The 16,868-nt window shown below is 56.8% G+C and carries 15 protein-coding genes; 11 read left to right on the forward strand and 4 right to left on the reverse strand.

Translation table 11 applies throughout. The features are described 5' to 3' along the window. Nucleotides 1–26: 26 nt before the first annotated feature. From J2X72_RS03965 to J2X72_RS03990, 6 genes are all read left to right on the forward strand, one after another. Complete coding sequence (locus J2X72_RS03965) at nucleotides 27–905, forward strand: carbohydrate ABC transporter permease (protein ID WP_209998559.1); 879 nt, start codon at nucleotides 27–29, stop codon at nucleotides 903–905. Next, a complete protein-coding gene (locus tag J2X72_RS03970; RefSeq protein ID WP_209998558.1) occupies nucleotides 902–1,783 on the forward strand; it encodes a carbohydrate ABC transporter permease in 882 nt (293 codons plus the stop codon). Before J2X72_RS03965 ends, J2X72_RS03970 begins: the two co-directional genes overlap by 4 nt. A 4-nt stretch (nucleotides 1,784–1,787) precedes the next feature. Next, nucleotides 1,788–2,906, forward strand: a complete 1,119-nt coding sequence (locus tag J2X72_RS03975; protein WP_209998557.1) for an ABC transporter ATP-binding protein — start codon at nucleotides 1,788–1,790, stop codon at nucleotides 2,904–2,906. A gap of 16 nt (nucleotides 2,907–2,922) precedes the next feature. Next, nucleotides 2,923–4,452, forward strand: a complete 1,530-nt coding sequence (locus J2X72_RS03980; RefSeq protein WP_310068643.1) for a GMC family oxidoreductase — start codon at nucleotides 2,923–2,925, stop codon at nucleotides 4,450–4,452. Then, nucleotides 4,452–5,216 (forward strand): 3-ketoacyl-ACP reductase, encoded by a 765-nt coding sequence (locus J2X72_RS03985; RefSeq protein ID WP_310069306.1) that lies wholly within the window; start codon nucleotides 4,452–4,454, stop codon nucleotides 5,214–5,216. Before J2X72_RS03980 ends, J2X72_RS03985 begins: the two co-directional genes overlap by 1 nt. A 65-nt stretch (nucleotides 5,217–5,281) precedes the next feature. Then, nucleotides 5,282–6,937 carry a GMC family oxidoreductase N-terminal domain-containing protein gene (locus J2X72_RS03990; RefSeq protein ID WP_310068645.1) on the forward strand — a complete coding sequence of 552 codons (1,656 nt, stop codon included), beginning with the start codon at nucleotides 5,282–5,284 and terminating at the stop codon, nucleotides 6,935–6,937. A 46-nt stretch (nucleotides 6,938–6,983) separates the two neighbouring features. On the opposite strand, the gene J2X72_RS03995 is transcribed toward J2X72_RS03990, so the two are convergent. Beyond that, the gene (locus J2X72_RS03995; protein WP_209998552.1) at nucleotides 6,984–7,238 is read right to left on the reverse strand and encodes a DUF982 domain-containing protein; all 255 of its coding nucleotides are present in this window, start codon (nucleotides 7,236–7,238) and stop codon (nucleotides 6,984–6,986) included. Between the two features lie 367 nt (nucleotides 7,239–7,605). Here J2X72_RS03995 and J2X72_RS04000 point away from each other — a divergent pair, with 367 nt between their 5' ends. Then, nucleotides 7,606–8,595: an ABC transporter substrate-binding protein gene (locus J2X72_RS04000; protein ID WP_310068648.1), complete on the forward strand. Its 990-nt coding sequence runs from the start codon at nucleotides 7,606–7,608 to the stop codon at nucleotides 8,593–8,595. Nucleotides 8,596–8,738: 143 nt separating this feature from the next. Continuing rightward, nucleotides 8,739–9,707 (forward strand): LysR family transcriptional regulator, encoded by a 969-nt coding sequence (locus tag J2X72_RS04005; protein ID WP_310068650.1) that lies wholly within the window; start codon nucleotides 8,739–8,741, stop codon nucleotides 9,705–9,707. On the opposite strand, the gene J2X72_RS04010 is transcribed toward J2X72_RS04005, so the two are convergent. After that, nucleotides 9,680–10,891, reverse strand: a complete 1,212-nt coding sequence (locus J2X72_RS04010) for an MFS transporter (RefSeq protein WP_310068653.1) — start codon at nucleotides 10,889–10,891, stop codon at nucleotides 9,680–9,682. The two genes, J2X72_RS04005 and J2X72_RS04010, sit on opposite strands and share 28 nt — an antisense overlap. Before the next feature lie 279 nt (nucleotides 10,892–11,170). Further along, on the reverse strand, nucleotides 11,171–11,773 hold the full coding sequence (locus tag J2X72_RS04015) for a transglutaminase-like cysteine peptidase (RefSeq protein WP_310068656.1): 603 nt from the start codon (nucleotides 11,771–11,773) through the stop codon (nucleotides 11,171–11,173). 706 nt (nucleotides 11,774–12,479) lie between these two features. On the opposite strand from J2X72_RS04015, the gene J2X72_RS04020 reads away from it, so the two are divergent. Continuing rightward, entirely contained in the window at nucleotides 12,480–13,532 is a 1,053-nt protein-coding gene (locus J2X72_RS04020) for a hypothetical protein (protein WP_310068659.1), read from the forward strand. Nucleotides 13,533–13,910: 378 nt separating this feature from the next. On the opposite strand, the gene J2X72_RS04025 is transcribed toward J2X72_RS04020, so the two are convergent. Beyond that, entirely contained in the window at nucleotides 13,911–14,033 is a 123-nt protein-coding gene (locus J2X72_RS04025) for a hypothetical protein (RefSeq protein ID WP_310068662.1), read from the reverse strand. 236 nt (nucleotides 14,034–14,269) lie between these two features. Between J2X72_RS04025 and J2X72_RS04030 the strand changes: the two genes are divergently transcribed. After that, nucleotides 14,270–16,327 carry an ATP-dependent helicase gene (locus tag J2X72_RS04030; protein ID WP_310068665.1) on the forward strand — a complete coding sequence of 686 codons (2,058 nt, stop codon included), beginning with the start codon at nucleotides 14,270–14,272 and terminating at the stop codon, nucleotides 16,325–16,327. A 45-nt stretch (nucleotides 16,328–16,372) separates the two neighbouring features. Then, nucleotides 16,373–16,804: a DUF1810 domain-containing protein gene (locus J2X72_RS04035; RefSeq protein ID WP_310068667.1), complete on the forward strand. Its 432-nt coding sequence runs from the start codon at nucleotides 16,373–16,375 to the stop codon at nucleotides 16,802–16,804. The last annotated feature ends 64 nt before the right edge of the window (nucleotides 16,805–16,868 follow it).

Here is a 16,868-nt window from a genome sequence, read left to right on the forward strand (position 1 = left end):
AAGATTACACATCGAGGGGTGAGGCTATGGATACCCGCAGCCGCATACAGGACCTGATACCGAAACTGGTATTGGGACCGAGTTTTTTGATCGTCCTGATTTTCGTCTACGGCTTCATCGCCTATACCGGCATCCTGTCTTTCACCGATAGCAAGATGCTGCCATCCTACGGCTTTGTCGGCTTTGACAACTACCGTAGGCTCTGGGCCTTGCCGCATTGGTGGCGCGCGATCACCAATCTCGGTATTTTCGCTTCGCTCTATATCATCATCTGCACGGTCATCGGGCTCGGTCTTGCCATCCTGCTCGACCAGAAGATCCGTATCGAAGGGTTCCTGCGCCCGATTTACCTCTACCCGATGGCACTTTCCTTCATCGTCACCGGCGTTGCCTGGAAATGGTTCCTCGATCCCGGTATCGGTCTTGAAAATACCATGCACCAATGGGGTTGGGAGAGTTTTCACTTCAACTGGATCAAGGATTCCAAAATGGCGATCTATACGGTGGTCATTGCCGCCGTCTGGCAATCCTCCGGCTTCGTCATGGCCATGTTTCTTGCCGGTCTGCGTGGTGTGGACAATGAAATCATCAAGGCGGCGCAGATCGATGGCGCATCGACCGGCATGATCTATCGCCGCATCATCATCCCGCTGATGCGCCCGGTTTTCCTCTCCGCCTTCGTCGTGCTCGCCCATCTCGCCATCAAGGCCTATGATCTTGTGATTGCGCTGACCGGCGGCGGACCGGGGCAGGCCACCGAATTGCCCGCGACCTTCATGTATTCCTATACCTTCACCCGCAATTCCATGGGCATCGGCGCTTCATCGGCCATCATCATGCTGATCATGATCTTCTCTATCATCGTGCCCTATCTCTACTCAGAAATCAGAGGGGGCAACAAATGAGTGCCCAGAGCCCGGATAATGCCATCTCCAGCGGCAAGCTGACACGCGTATTGATTTACGCTGCACTGTTCCTGTTTGCTTTCTATTACCTGTTGCCCCTCTACGTCATGCTGGTCAATTCGCTGAAGCCGCTGGAGGAAATCCGTCAGGGCGGCATGCTGTCGCCTCCACGCGAATGGACGATCCAGCCCTGGCTTACAGCCTGGTCGACGGCACAGATCGGCGTGCAGCCGACAGGTCTCAGGCCCTATTTCATCAATTCGATTCTCATGGTCGTGCCTGCGGTCGCAATTTCCACGATTGTCGGTGCGCTCAATGGATATGTCCTGACCAAATGGAAGTTCCGCGGCTCCAATCTGATGTTCGGCATGCTGCTGCTCGGCTGCTTCATCCCGTTCCAGATCGTGCTCATTCCCATGGCCCGCATGCTTGGATTGCTCGGCATGGCCGGCACGATCCAGGGCCTGATCCTCGTCCATATCGTCTATGGCCTTGGCTTCACCACGCTCTACTTCCGCAACTATTATGAGGCGTTTCCAACCGAGCTCGTCCGCGCGGCGCAGATCGACGGCGCGAGCTTCTTCCAGATATTCCGCCGGATCCTTCTGCCCTCATCGGGGCCGATCATTGTCGTGTCCGTCATCTGGCAGTTCACCAATATCTGGAACGACTTCCTGTTCGGTGCCTCTTTCTCCGGTTTCTCAAGCACGCCCATGACGGTTGCGCTCAACAATCTCGTCAATTCATCGACCGGCGTGAAGGAATATAACGTGCATTTCGCCGGCGCCATTCTCGCAGCGCTGCCAACGCTCATCGTCTACATCGTTTCCGGACGCTATTTCGTCCGCGGCCTCATGTCCGGTGCCGTGAAGGGATAAATCAATGTCATTTCTCCAGATCAAAGACCTGCATAAATCCTACGGCAATGTGCCGATCCTCAAGGATATCAATATCGAGATTGACGAGGGCGGCTTCCTCGTTCTCGTCGGTCCTTCCGGTTGCGGCAAGTCCACTTTGCTCAACACCATCGCCGGGCTGGAACCGATCACCTCCGGCGATATCTCCATCAAGGGCAAGTCGATCAGCGGACTGCATCCCTCTAAGCGCGATATCGCGATGGTGTTTCAGTCCTATGCGCTCTATCCGAATATGACCGTTGGCGGCAACATCGCCTTCGGCATGGAAATCCGCGGGGTCCCCAAGCCAGAGCGCGAAAAGGCCATAAAGCAGGTCGCGGATATGCTGCAGATCGGCCATCTGCTCGACCGCAAACCCAGCCAGCTTTCGGGCGGCCAGCGTCAGCGTGTCGCCATGGGCCGGGCGCTTGTGCGCAACCCGCAGGTGTTCCTGTTCGACGAACCTCTCTCCAATCTCGATGCCAAGCTGCGCGTCGACATGCGCACGGAAATCAAGCGGCTGCACCAGCGCATGAAGACCACGATCGTCTATGTTACGCACGACCAGATCGAGGCTATGACGCTGGCGAGCAAGATCGCGGTTCTGAAGGATGGCGTGCTGCAACAGTTCGGCACGCCGGCCGAAATCTACAACAACCCGACCAATCTGTTCGTTGCCGATTTCATGGGGTCACCGGCAATGAACCTGCTCAAGGCCAAGATTGATGGCGGCGCTTCGGATTTGCATGTCGTGCTCGAAAGGCCGGATGCGGCACCGCTGCGCCTGCCGATCAAGAAGACCAACAGCGCTCTCGTCGGATATGCCGGCAAGGATGTCATCTTCGGCATTCGCCCCGAAGCATTGACTGATCCAGATGGCGCCGACCGCAATGCGGGCTCCGTGGTCGAAGGCGAATGCCTGATCGAAGTGGTCGAGCCGGCAGGTTCGGATACTTTCGCGGTGACAAAGCTTGGCGGCAAGGAAGTGGTTGCTCGGCTGCGTGCCGATGCCCAGATTGTTCCGGGCGCGAAAACACAGCTCGCCTTCAATCTGGACAAGGCCGTATTCTTCGATCCGCAATCGCAATTGCGTATCGGCGCCTGAAGCGCATGAACGGTCAATGCGCATGAGCCAAGAGATACAACCGGCCACAGCCGCAGATATCGTGATCATTGGCTCAGGTATCGGCGGCGCGACAATGGCGGCAGGGCTTGCCGCCTCGGGTGCCGATATTCTCATCCTCGAGGCGGGCGATCATCTGCCTGATCGTCCCGAGAATCGCGATCCGCGGGCGATCTTCCAGCGCGGGTTCTTCCGCCCCAAAGAACACTGGTACGACGAGACCGGGAGGGTGTTCAACCCAGGGAACTATTACAATGTGGGCGGCAATTCGAAATTCTACGGGGCGGTGCTGACGCGCTATCGCTCCGAGGATTTCGAAGAGATGCAGCATCTGGAAGGCGTGTCGCCTGCCTGGCCCTTTCCCTATGAGGAACTGGAGCCTTGGTATGGCAAGGCAGAGGCCCTGTATCAGGTTCGCGGCAAGCTGGGCGAAGACCCGACCGAACCGCTTCATTCGACGCCCTATGTTTTCCCCGCGGTTCCTGACGAAGCGCCGATCGCTGCCTTGCGCGAGCGGCTGAAGATGGCGGGTGTTCATCCATCGACATTGCCGCTCGGTGTCGATATCGACACATGGCTGTCCCACGGGAAAACGCCATGGGACGCACATCCCAATAGTTTCAACGGCAAGATGGATGCCGAGACCACTGCTCTGGCCGATGCGCTCAAGCACGACAACGTACGGCTGCAGACCAATTCCCGTGTCACGCGGCTTGAAACCGTACCTGACGGCACCGCCCTCGCCGCAGTGCACTATGAAAAAGACGGCGCGCGTTACGCCATAAAGCCCAAGCTTGTCGTCCTTTCCGCCGGTGCTGTGCAGTCCGCCGTGCTGCTGTTGCGCTCCGCCAGCGATGCCAATCCCGCCGGGCTCGCCAATCGTTCCGATCAGGTCGGGCGCAATTTCATGAACCACAATCTCTCGGCGGTCATCGGCTTCGACCCACGGTTCAGGAACGATTCCGTCTATCAGAAAACTTTTGGTTTCAATGATTTCTACCTGTCCGACGGCAATGGCGGTGCGCCGCTCGGCAATGCGCAACTGCTCGGCCGGATCAGTGGACCAGTGCTCAAGTCCGACCTGAAGCTCGTTCCCGAATGGATACTCGACCGCTTCTGCGCCCATACGGTGGATTTTCTCGCCATGAGCGAGGATGTGCCAAAACCGGACAGCCGCGTTCGTGTCGATGGCGACAGGATCATCCTTGAATGGATTCGCAGCAATTGGCCGGCGCATCAAAAGCTGGTCGCGCAGATCAAATCGGTCCTGCGCTCAGCTGGTTTTCCGATCGTTCTCTCCAAGGCCTTCGATCGCAAGACCCCATCGCATCAATGCGGCACCGTCCGCATGGGTGACGACCCCGCGCACGCGCCGCTCGACATCTATTGCCGTGCCTATGAGCATCCCAATCTTTTCGTGGTCGACGCGGCATTCCTGCCAACCTCTGCCGCCGTCAATCCGGCACTGACCATTGCTGCGCAGGCGCTGCGTGTCGCGGATCATATCGTGTCGAAGGAGCTCGCATGATGAAACCCGTCGCTCTTGTCACCGGGGCACGCCGCGGCATAGGGCTTGGCATAGCCAAAGCTCTGGCGTCGAAGGGCTTCGACCTCGCCATCACCGACATTGCCGATGACGACGCCAGTCAATCGGCACTCAGGGTGCTCAGGAAGCTCGGTGCAGATACGATGTTTATCCGGTCGGATATAGCCGATCTGGCAAGCCATGAGCCAACGGTGGAGGGCGCCATCGCGAAGTTCGGCCGCATCGATTGCCTGGCCAACAATGCCGGTATCGGTTCGAAGGTCCGGGGAGACTTCCTCGATCTTGAGCCAGCTAACTATAACGCCGTTTTTGATATCAATCTGCGCGGAACCGTGTTTTTCACACAGGCCGTATTGAGAATGATGCTGGCGCAAAAGCAGACATCCCTTCCACGCTCGATCATCAACATCACGTCGGTCTCTGCCGCGATGACCTCGCCGGAACGGCTCGATTACTGCATGACAAAAGCGGCACTTGCCGCCTTCACCCAGGGCCTAGCCCTGCGTCTGGCCGATCAGGGCGTCAGTGTCTTCGATGTGCGCCCTGGTATCATACGCTCTGACATGACCGCGGTTGCCGCGGCGAAATACGACAAACTTATCGCCGAGGGTCTGGTGCCGATGAAGCGCTGGGGCGAGCCGGAAGATCTCGGCCGTATCGTCGCGGCGCTGGCCAGCGGCGATTTCAACTTTGCCACCGGCTCCGTCATCCATGCCGATGGCGCCCTTTCGATAAGCAGGCTTTAAAGGAATTGCGGGAAAGGTGGGAACCCGTTTCCGCCGCAAAATTGCGTAAAACAAAGAGTTAGACCATGACCTATGACTACATCATCACTGGCGCGGGCCCTGCGGGTTGCGTCCTCGCCCACCGCCTCAGTGAAGATCCGGCTATTTCCGTGCTGCTGCTGGAAGCAGGTGGCGGCGATTGGAACCCGTTGTTCCATATGCCCGCCGGCTTCGCCAAGATGACCAAGGGCGTCGCCAGCTGGGGCTGGGAAACCGTGCCGCAGAAGCACATGAAAAACCGCGTCCTTCGCTATACGCAGGCCAAGGTCATTGGAGGCGGGTCGAGCATCAATGCGCAGCTTTACACGCGCGGAAATGCAACCGACTACGATTCGTGGGCGAGCGAAGATGGTTGCAAAGGTTGGAGCTACCGCGATGTCCTGCCCTATTTCAAGCGCGCCGAAGACAACCAGCGTTTTGCTGATGACTACCATTCCTATGGCGGCCCGCTGGGTGTTTCAATGCCTTCTGCCACCTTGCCGATCTGCGATGCCTATATCCGCGCCGGTCAGGAGCTGGGCATACCCTATAATCATGATTTCAACGGCAAGCAGCAGGCTGGTGTCGGTTTCTACCAGCTGACCCAACGGGATCGTCGCAGGTCGTCCGCATCTATGGCATATCTTGCACCCATAAAAGATCGCAAGAACCTTACGGTCCGCACAGGCGCACAGGTGTCAAAACTCATCGTCGAGGGCAACCGTGCTGTTGGCGTCGAGATCATCGACAACCATGCGCGCGAAATCATCCGGGCGGAACGCGAAATTCTGGTGAGCTCCGGCGCGATAGGCTCGCCAAAGCTCCTGCTGCAATCCGGCATTGGCCCCGCCGACCATCTGAAAAGCGTCGGCGTGCCGGTTGTGCATGATCTGCCGGGCGTCGGCGAGAACATGCAGGATCACCTTGACCTGTTCGTCATCTGCGAATGCACCGGCGATCACACCTATGATGGTGTGGCGAAGCTGCACAGGACCCTGTGGGCCGGACTGCAATATGTACTGTTCCGCTCTGGTCCCGTCGCATCCAGCCTGTTCGAGACCGGCGGTTTCTGGTACGCCGATGACAAAGCCCGCTCGCCCGATATCCAGTTCCACCTGGGCCTTGGTTCCGGTATCGAGGCCGGTGTCGAACGGTTGAAGAACGCCGGCGTCACTTTGAATTCGGCCTATCTGCATCCCCGTTCGCGCGGCACTGTTCGGTTGAGATCGGCGGACCCATCCGCCGCGCCGCTCATCGATCCGAACTATTGGAGCGATCCGCATGATCGAAGGATGTCGATCGAGGGCTTGAAGCTTGCCAGGGAGATCATGCAGCAGGCCGCGCTGAAACCATTCGTCATGGCGGAGCGTCTGCCCGGACCAAAATACAATACCGACGAGGAACTGTTCGACTATGGCTGCGCCAATGCCAAGACCGACCATCATCCCGTCGGTACCTGCAAGATGGGCACCGACCCCATGGCCGTTGTCGATCTCGAACTGAAAGTCCGGGGTCTTGAGGGCCTGCGCGTCTGCGACAGTTCGGTGATACCGCGCGTCCCGTCCTGCAACACCAACGCACCGACGATAATGATGGGTGAAAAAGGCGCGGATATCATTCGTGAAATGACACCGCTTCCGCCAGCGATCTTCTCCAATGAAATGAATGAGAAACGCCCGCGGGCGCGGACAGATATTCGCTGAGGCTCCACTTTCCCTCCCCCCAAGGTGAGGGTATAAAGCGGTACCCTTAATGCAGTCTGGTGTCCAGAAATACGCCAGCCTCGCGCGCGGCACTGATAAAGGCATGGCGCGCCTTATGCGCTGGCTTCCAGCCGTCAAGCGCATCAAGACAGGCTTGCAAAGCCCGGCGATAGCTCGGTCCTTTTTTGGTTGGCCAATAACTTCGCAGGCATTCGATCGCTTCCCAAACGCTGGAGACCGCTCGTTGACCGGCAGTTCCAAGAGTGATCATAACCGGGATGGGAAAACGCTTGTCGTTCATCACTTCCTCCATAATGTCGGACAGTTTGGCAGCAGTTTTACGCCGCTCAGCCGACCATAGAAATGAGTCCGGTATGAGTCCGGTTCCATGACAATTGGAAGAATTATTTTTGAACGATCGATTGCGAAGAGCAGGCCGTCAAACCGCCCTCGACCACCAGCCATCTGTTTTTGAGATGACCCTAAACAATCTATGTATTGGATAGGCGTCGGAACTCACACTAGCGTCCGCGATAGCTATTGTGGTCGAAGATGATCTGAGACTGTTCACGCCCGTCAACGCGGTGGTCAAAGGCCAAGGAGATTGCAGTAGCGGCACCATGATCGAATGTTCTCCGCTCTGAATAACAAGCAATCAGGAACTTGCAATGACCAGCAAAAAACTCACGATAGCCACGACCGACTATGATCACTTTCGCGATTTCCGCACTGGCGCCGTGAAAGCCGAGGGGCTGGACCTGAATTGGTTGACCCTGGGTCACCACGAGATTTTCGCGCGGTTCACCTTCAATCGCGAATGGGACATCAGCGAGCTTTCGTTTGCCAAGTTCATGGCGCAGGTCAGCCGGCCTGACAGCGACATCATCGGCTTGCCGGTCATCTGCTCGCGCCTGTTCCGGTTCAGCTCGTTTTATGTGAACAGGAACAGCGGCATCAAGACGGTCGAAGACTTGCGCGGGAAGCGAATCGGCTCGCCGGAATGGGCACATTCCGCAGCCGTGTATATGCGCGGCTGGATGCACAATGATTGCGGAGTCAAACTGCAGGACGTCCACTGGTATCAGGCCGGGGCGAACGCATCGGGGCGCATCGAGAAGGTCGATCTCGACTTGCCGGAAGGTGTCAAGCTGACGCGCGTCGGCGACAAATCTCTCTCGGAGATGCTCGCTTCCGGCGAGATCGATTGCGCTATCATTGCCCGGCCGCCCACCTGTTTCCTCGAGGGAGATCCCAATGTCGAACGGTTGTTTCCGGATTACCTGGAGATGGAGGAGGAATATTATAAATGCACGAGCGTCTGGCCGATCATGCATATCATCGCGCTCAAGAAACACCTGCTCGATGATAATCCATGGATCGCCCGCAACCTCTACAATGCCTTCGAGGAGTCGAAAAACCGCAGCCTCGAACGACTGCTTGATCCTGCCGTCTCGCGCTATCCCTTGCCCTGGCTCGCCACATACGCGCGCCGCATGCGCACGCTTTTCGATGGCGATACATTTCCCTTCGGTATCGAAAAGAACCGGGCAACCTTCGAACAGATGATGCTCTATACCTATCAGCAGGGTATCGCCCAACGGCACATGACGCCCGAGGAGATCTTTCCGGAAGGCATCATGACCAGGATCGTCATCTGATTTGGAGCCTTTCATCCAGGCATGAAGCTTTAATCCTCGGCGAGCTCTACTCCCTTTAAGAACGTCTTCCGGCGCAAGACGTTCTTCCGCATGACCTGATCCTGCCGGCATGATAAGAGGGGCTCGTGCAGAGGAGGAAAACTGTGAGGGTTCGTCAGCTTGAATCATTCGTATGTGTTTGCGAAAGCGGAAGCATCACACAGGCCGCGGCCATATTGAACATAGTCCAGCCGGCGCTTGGCTCGCAGATTACTGCGCTTGAGCGGGAGCTCGGCGTGCAATTGCTGGATCGCAGCCCAAGGGGCATCAAGACAACGCCTGCCGGCCAGTATTTTCTCGAAGAAGCCAGGGACCTGCTGGGACGGTTTTCGACGATCAAGAAGAATATCAAGACCTTCAACAATTCGGAGCAAGGGCATCTGTCCATCGGACTGACAGCCAGTCTTTCGATGCTGCTTGCAGCTCCGCTGGCGCAGGAATTCAACCGGCAGAACTTGGCCGCCAAAGTCCATATCATCGAAGATATCAGTCACAATCTGCCGGAGCGGATTGCCAAGGGTGAGATTGATCTTGCGTTGGCGTTCGACGTCGCTCCTTATATTAAGGCGGTCAATTGCACGCCGGTCCTGACCGAATCGCTTTTCTTCGTCACCGGTCCGGCAACGGAATTCAACAAGCAGGGGCCGATCGATCTCGCCGAACTTTCCAGGGCGACTTTCGTGATCTCCACCGAAAAAAGCCATATCATCCAGCTTGTAAAACAGGCGATGGAACAACTGCATTTGCCACTCGACGTCACCTATCAGATTGAATCGAAGCAGGCGATCAAGGGGCTGATAGCGCAAGGTACCGCTTCTGCGCTTCTGCCCTATGGCGTCGTCGCGCGCGAGGTCGAGGCCGGTACGCTGATTGCGCGCAAGATCGCCAATCCACCGCTCACACGCACGCTTTTTCTATTGCAACCTTCCGGCAACCCCATCTCCGGCCATGCGAAAGTAGCGCTGAGTATTATCGAAAAGTTCATCGCCCATCTCGCCGGGAATATCGCTTTCGAACTTGTCGAACCGGCCGCCCGACAGCGGCTCTATCGCGGACGCACCAGCCAGCCGTAAAGCGCGCCGACACCAAGCATCAGGCAGGTGCCGAGAAAGACCGCGCGCATACCGAAATGCCCGCCAACGAACCCGCCCGCAAGAGGGCCGATAACCTGCCCGGCATATTGCGAAGAGGTGGCATAGCCGAGAATAGTACCGGCAATGCGGTCGGGCACATTGTGGCGGATAACGCTGGTAATACAGGGCAGGAGCCCGCCGAGCGAAAGCCCCATCAAGAAGCGCAGAACGACAAGCTGCCAGCCCTCGGTTACGAACGCTTGCGGGATCAACAGGAGCGCCGATACGCCAAGCGCCGCAACGATGACGTTCCAATGGCCGATGCGGTCAGCAAGCTTGCCGAGGCGCGATGCCGAAAGGATGCTTCCCAGCGCGGCTGCCGACATGACGATACCGGCGACCATTGTGACATGGGCCGGATTGGCGACGAGTTGCGCCACATAGACGGTGATGATCGGTTCGATCGACATATTGGCGAGCATCAGCAGCATGCCTGCGAGCAGCATCACGACGATCGGCCGCTTGTCGGGAATGGCCGACCAGCCGCCCCCCAGTTTGCCAGTCTTCGGCTTTGCCGGGCGCCATTCTTCCTTGATGAAGAAACTCGTGGCCAGAAAGGTGATGAAAATGACGCCTCCCGCCAGCCAGAAGGTCTGGCGGATACCGATTAAAGGCGGCAGCGCGCCACCGATCAGCGGACCGACAAGATTGCCGGCCATGATGCCTGACGCAAGGGTGCCGAGGGCCCAGCCAGTGCGCGCCTTCGGCGTCTGTGTCGCCACCAGGACCGTGGATCCCGATGCATAGCCGCCGAGCAGTCCGGTCAAAAGCCGCAGGAAAACCAGCTGCCATACATCGGTCGCCATGCCGATTAGCGACATGGCCACCGCCATCCCGAGACTGGCGCGGATGAGCATCAGTTTGCGCCCATAGAGATCGGCAAGACGCCCCCAAAGCGGCGCCACGAGCGCTGCTGTGAAAAATGTTGCGCCATAGGCAACACCCGACCATTGCACGATCGCCGCATGGTCTTTCACCCCAAGCTGTTCAACGTAGAGTGGCAGAAAAGGCAGGATCAAGGTCATCGCGACAATCGTCGTGAATGAGCCGAGCAGGCAGACGACGAGGTTCTGCCGCCAGTAGAGCGACTCACTCGAGGAGTCGGATTCATCGATATCAGACATGCCGGGGATCAGTTTTCCCACCGAAAAATTCTCGATGGGCCTCTCATTGCAAGAGCGAATTGGTCACCAGTTTTTCACCTGATTGCGGCAATAGCAACATCTGGCAGAGGAAGGCGGCAACGCGCCGCACGATTTATCGACGGCAAGTTTGATCCGGGCGAAATACAACAGAAAAGCGCGATTCTTAACGGTTTGATCCGATTCCTATGCAAGAAAGGTCGAATCCGGAACGAGAATCTCATTCAGCGGTTGAATTTTGGTTGCGAGCGGTTGAGGGCGTTACTTCAGCCGCGCGGTCACGTCGATGGGGATTGCTTTGCCTATTCTGTCCCAGCCCGCCGATTTTTGTGATTGCCGCGCATAATAGCGATACGATGTGCTCGACCAGTCCCTGACCGAATTGGTGCGGTTGTCGAGAATAAGGTCGCCGTCTGAAGTGCGAACAGTCAGCACCACATGGCCCTCATTGCTGAAGGGAAGGCGGGCAACCGTAAGTAACAGTGATGCAGCTGGCCAGCCTCGTTTCAGGAGTTCGCGCTTCTTCAGGATGGCGAAATCTTCACAATCACCCGCCTTCGTCGGGACCGTCCAGAGGTCCTCGACACCATTGGTCTGCATGTCGCTCTGCTGCTTGATGCTGGAGTTAACGGTTGAGTTAACCGCTTGAAGTTGCTGGCGTTTATCCGCCGTCAGCTGGACAATCCTGGCGCCTGATCGGGTGTTGCAGAGGCTCGCGAAACGCCCGCAAAAAGAGCGGAATGCGGGTGGGCCAAAGCCCTTGCCGTTGAGTTGCATTTCAGTGCCCCGCGCGAATGCCGGAGCCGAAATTGTGCTTCCAATTGCCAGTGCCGTCAAAACAAGCAGAGAATATTTGCGAATCATTCGACGCTCTCCCGCGAATTGCCAAACGCAGCTTGCGCGCTAAACCGTTAAAATCATGTTCCCGGCCTCGAAATTCTACGTCGGTTACTAACATGCCGTGACGGCATTGATCTCAGGGCCTGAGGCTGGGTACGTCGTCTTTGCCGCTACTGGCGAGGATTAACACTATCCTCTGGAACGATTGGGCGGCTGATAATCCGCGACGGGATCAGGTTAAACAATACGGTATATTTTGAATCATTTCATTAATCTTTTTATAAGGCCCCTAAGCATCATTGTTAAATAGTAACCAAATAATAATTAGCTTACAGATTGCATAAGCAATAAAGCCATCAATGGCTAAGAAAAAAACGAAATGTTTTCCTAGTATGGTGAGTTGCTTGTAAAGTTAACTCTAAGGGAAAACGTAAAATGCCTACAATAACAAACAAAATAATCAAGGCAAAACGCGGTGGTTTACTTGCTGTAATGGCGATTTCCACTCTAGGATTAGTTTCAACGACGGTTTCGAGCGCCCCGGCATATGCGCAATCCAAACGCGCTCTTTTTGCCAGCGCAGCTCAATGTCGAACACTTACTAACGATAACGCAGGGCTTTGCTGCTTTGCCCTCAACAGAAAACTGATCCTTTCAAAACAACAACTCGATATGTGTCCGCCATTAACTACGGGGGCGATCAGCACAACTTCAACTGCCGAGCGTTCCGGTGGCGACGGAGAGGCGGGCAAATCGGGCCGAAAATCTGGGAGCGGCAATTCCGGTAGTGGCGGCAGCGCCGGCGCGGGTGGTTCTGGCGCGGGCGGCAATTCCGGTACAGGCGGTTCCGGTACTGGTGGTTCTGGCACGGGTGGTTCCGGCACGGGTGGTACCGGTACTGGTGGTTCTGGCACGGGCGGTTCCGGTACTGGTGGTTCTGGCACGGGCGGTTCCGGTACTGGTGGTTCTGGCACGGGCGGTTCCGGTACTGGTGGTTCTGGCACGGGTGGTTCCGGTACTGGTGGTTCTGGCACGGGTGGTTCCGGTACAGGCGGTTCCGGTACTGGTGGCTCTGGCACGGGTGGTTCTGGCACTGGTGGACCCGGCGGTCATGAGGGTGGACACCATGGCGGTCATGAGGGTGGACACCATGGCGGTCATCACGGTGGCGGCGGTAATCACGGCGGCGGGCACAATCACGGCGGGGGCAATCACGGCGGTGGCGGCAATCACGGTGGTGGCAATCACGGTGGCGGCAGCAATCACGGCGGCGGTGATAATCATGGTGGCGGCGACAATCATGGTGGTGACGGCAATCACGGCGGCGGCGACAATCACGGCGGCGGTGATAATCATGGCGGCGGCGACAATCATGGTGGTGACGGCAACAATGGCGGCGGCAACAATGGTCATGGTAACGGTGATCAGGACGCTCCCGGCAATTCTGGCGGCCACAACAACGGCGAGAACGGTGACCATTCCGGACAGGGTAACTCCGGTGGCGGAAACGGCAACCAAGGCGGAAATGGCGACAACAATGGCGGCGGCGACAACGGCGGCGGCAACAATGGTCATGGTAACGGTGATCAGGACGCTCCCGGCAATTCGGGCGGTCACAACAATGGCGAGAATGGTGACCATTCCGGACAGGGTAACTCCGGTGGCGGGAACGGCAACCAAGGCGGAAATGGCGGCAACAACGGCGGTGGCAATAGTGGCGGCGGCAAGGGCGGCGGCAAAGGGGGTAATGGCCAACGATAGGCCAAACCATCAGAATATCTGACGTTAAGAATTCAAGGCAGGCTTCGAATTGTCGGAGCCTGCTTTGACATGAAGGAGCTAAGCTTTCCTCTTGGGATGAGATTTTACCGTCTGAACAACCAACCTGCAAAAAAGCACCCCGACGGTTACCACGACAAAAAGCACCACGTGGGGTCGCATCGGCGTAGGATACCGATCAGGATCAGATGCACTTTCATGGAAAAAAGGCCCGGCGGGGCTGGAGGGATGGGCGCCGGGCCTGCTGGGGTCAATCAGCCACGTCAGTCTGCACGGATATGGCGGCTGCTTCAATCAATCGCGGTTTGCTACTATTTCTTAGACAATATCCAAAAGTATTGTGCCGAGGCGCTCGCGCACTCGTCTATTAGTACAAGATATTTTAGATAAAATTCGCAACGAGTGCTGCAACTGTCACGCCAGCAACAAATATGCCGATGTACCAGCCGAGAGAATTGTGAACTGCCCAGACATCTTCATCGTCTTCGTCGAAGTCATCGACCATGGTAGCATCCTTTCGGTGGCCAGAGCGATGTGGCTCGATCGCAGGGTATTGGAACTCCAAAATGAGCCTCTGCTAAAATGATCAGTAATAGCAGAACGCGTTGGCACGCCGATGGTTTCATCCACTGAAAGTCCGCTGTAACCGTGCACTCAAGCTTGATCTTCCCAACCAATTTCCGTGATGTTATGTTCCCTCTCTGTTCGCGGTGATTCGCGAGGCTGCCTGTTGGGGACCATATGAGCGCTGCCTATTTGGAAAAACTGAATGCCGAGCAGCGCATGGCGGTGGAATATGGCGTAGGACAGGTGGCTGGCCCGTTACTGGTGATTGCCGGAGCCGGTTCGGGCAAGACCAATACACTCGCGCACCGCGTCGCACATCTAATCGTTAACGGAGCTGATCCACGCCGGATTTTGCTGATGACGTTTTCACGCCGGGCCGCCGCCGAGATGTCCCGCCGCGTCGAGCGCATATGCGGTCACGTGCTGGGTGCGAAGTCCGGTATCATGGTCGACGCTCTGGAATGGGCGGGGACATTCCATGGCATTGGCGCCCGTCTCTTGCGCGAATATGCGGATCAGATCGGCCTCAGCCCGGATTTTACCATTCATGACCGCGAGGATTCTGCCGATCTGATGAATATCGTCCGGCATGAACTGGGCTTTTCCAAAAAGGAAAGCAGATTTCCGACCAAAGGCACCTGTCTCGCTATTTATTCCCGCACCGTCAATTCCGAACAGCCGCTCGACGAAGTGCTGAAGACCTCCTTTCCCTGGTGTGCCAGCTGGGATGCTCAACTGCGCCAGCTTTTCGCCGCCTATGTCGAAGCCAAGCAGAATCAGAACATTCTCGATTACGACGATCTGTTGCTTTACTGGGCGCAAACCGCCAGTGTCTCGATGCTCGCCGACGATATGGGGAGCCGGTTTGACCATGTTTTGGTCGATGAGTACCAGGACACCAATCGCCTGCAATCCTCGATCCTCTTGGCGCTGAAGCCAGGCGGACGGGGCCTTACCGTGGTTGGAGACGACGCACAGTCGATTTACTCGTTTCGCGCCGCGACAGTTCGTAACATCCTGGACTTTCCCAAAGCGTTCAACCCGTCCGCGGATATCATAACCCTCGATAGAAACTACCGCTCTACGCAGACCATCCTTGCCGCCGCCAACGGCGTCATCGACCTGGCTTCCGAAAGGTTCACCAAGAATCTCTGGACGGAACGGCAATCGGCGGAACGGCCCCAACTTGTCACCGTTCGCGATGAGACAGATCAAGCGCGTTATATCGTGGAACGTGTGTTGGAGAACCGCGAAACCGGAACCCTGTTAAAACAGCAGGCAGTGCTCTTCAGAACATCGCATCACAGCGGGCCTCTGGAAGTGGAGTTGACGCGCCGCAACATACCCTTCGTCAAATTCGGCGGGCTCAAATTTCTCGATAGCGCCCATATAAAGGATATGCTTGCCGCCCTACGTTTTGCGCAGAATCCGCGCGACCGCGTGGCGGGTTTCCGGCTGATGCAACTTTTACCCGGTGTCGGGCCTTCGTCTGCGCAACGCGTACTGGATCAAATGGCGGAAAGAGCAGATCCAATTGCAGCACTCGCCGACATCTCCGTGCCGCCGCGCGCTGGCGAGGACTGGGTGGGCTTCGTGAAAATGTTACAGGAGATCAGCGCAGGGAAACCGGTGTGGCCGGCCGAGATCGAGCAGGCTCGGCTCTGGTACGAACCGCATTTGCAACGCATCCACGAAGATGCCTCGATGCGGCAAGCTGATCTTTTGCAATTGCAACAGATTGCGGCGGGTTATCCATCCCGAGAACGATTCCTGACTGAATTGACGCTTGATCCGCCGGACGCGACCAGCGACCAGTCCGGCGTGCCCCTGCTTGACGAGGATTATCTGATTCTCTCGACTATCCACTCGGCCAAGGGCCAGGAGTGGAAATCCGTTTATATGCTCAATGTTGTCGATGGCTGCATGCCCTCCGACCTCGGTGTGGGTTCCACGGCGGAACTCGAAGAGGAACGCCGATTGCTTTATGTCGCCATGACTCGCGCCAAGGACAATCTCCACCTTGTTGTACCGCAGCGCTTCTTTACCCATGGCCAGAATGCCCAGGGTGACCGGCATGTTTACGCTTCTCGGACGCGATTCATCCCGGCGACGCTGCTGCAATACTTCGAATGCGTCACATGGCCTCTGGCACGGTCCGCCGCTGCCGGACAATCGGAGCCGCCAAGGATGCGCGTGGATATCGGAGCGCATATGCGAGGCATGTGGCAATAGCGGGCACGCCGAAAGCTCGACCAGGAGGTCGCGACACGTAGTGTAATGACAGAAGCAACCGAATTTAACCTGGGAAGATTTGTCCAAGCACAAGATCCCATCTTCGAGCAAGTGCTGGAAGAATTGAGGGCAGGGCAAAAACGCAGTCATTGGATGTGGTTCGTCTTTCCACAGCTGAAAAACCTTGGCCGCTCCTCCATGGCACAGTTTTACGGTATAGCATCGCTTGAAGAAGCGCGAGCCTATCTGGGTCATCGGCTTCTGGGCAACCGGTTGGTGATCTGCACTGAAACACTGTTGACCCACACCGGTACGCCGCTCAATCGAATCCTGGGATCTCCGGATGATCTGAAATTTTGTTCTTCGATGACGCTCTTTTCGATGGCATCGAGTGATCCTGGCGTTTTCAAACGTGCGTTGGATCAATTTTGCGGCGGTCGCAGGGATAAACGGTCGCTGGAGATTCTTGGGTTTTAGCGGAACGGGTGTCGAAGCTTGACTAGGCAAGCCGAGAATTGGCCCACGGCTTGAAATGATGCGC

The organism is Phyllobacterium sp. 1468, assembly GCF_031455525.1.
In the GTDB taxonomy this organism is placed as follows: Bacteria; Pseudomonadota; Alphaproteobacteria; order Rhizobiales; family Rhizobiaceae; genus Phyllobacterium.

Coding starts and splice junctions, on each gene's coding strand:
- J2X72_RS04025 (WP_310068662.1), bottom strand. CDS start 14,033: ATGGTCGATGACTTCGACGAAGACGATGAAGATGTCTGGGCAGTTCAC.
- J2X72_RS04010 (WP_310068653.1), bottom strand. CDS start 10,891: ATGTCTGATATCGATGAATCCGACTCCTCGAGTGAGTCGCTCTACTGG.
- J2X72_RS03990 (WP_310068645.1), top strand. CDS start 5,282: ATGACCTATGACTACATCATCACTGGCGCGGGCCCTGCGGGTTGCGTC.
- J2X72_RS03985 (WP_310069306.1), top strand. CDS start 4,452: ATGAAACCCGTCGCTCTTGTCACCGGGGCACGCCGCGGCATAGGGCTT.
- J2X72_RS03980 (WP_310068643.1), top strand. CDS start 2,923: ATGCGCATGAGCCAAGAGATACAACCGGCCACAGCCGCAGATATCGTG.
- J2X72_RS03970 (WP_209998558.1), top strand. CDS start 902: ATGAGTGCCCAGAGCCCGGATAATGCCATCTCCAGCGGCAAGCTGACA.
- J2X72_RS03965 (WP_209998559.1), top strand. CDS start 27: ATGGATACCCGCAGCCGCATACAGGACCTGATACCGAAACTGGTATTG.
- J2X72_RS03975 (WP_209998557.1), top strand. CDS start 1,788: ATGTCATTTCTCCAGATCAAAGACCTGCATAAATCCTACGGCAATGTG.
- J2X72_RS04015 (WP_310068656.1), bottom strand. CDS start 11,773: ATGATTCGCAAATATTCTCTGCTTGTTTTGACGGCACTGGCAATTGGA.
- J2X72_RS04035 (WP_310068667.1), top strand. CDS start 16,373: ATGACAGAAGCAACCGAATTTAACCTGGGAAGATTTGTCCAAGCACAA.
- J2X72_RS04030 (WP_310068665.1), top strand. CDS start 14,270: ATGAGCGCTGCCTATTTGGAAAAACTGAATGCCGAGCAGCGCATGGCG.
- J2X72_RS03995 (WP_209998552.1), bottom strand. CDS start 7,238: ATGAACGACAAGCGTTTTCCCATCCCGGTTATGATCACTCTTGGAACT.
- J2X72_RS04000 (WP_310068648.1), top strand. CDS start 7,606: ATGACCAGCAAAAAACTCACGATAGCCACGACCGACTATGATCACTTT.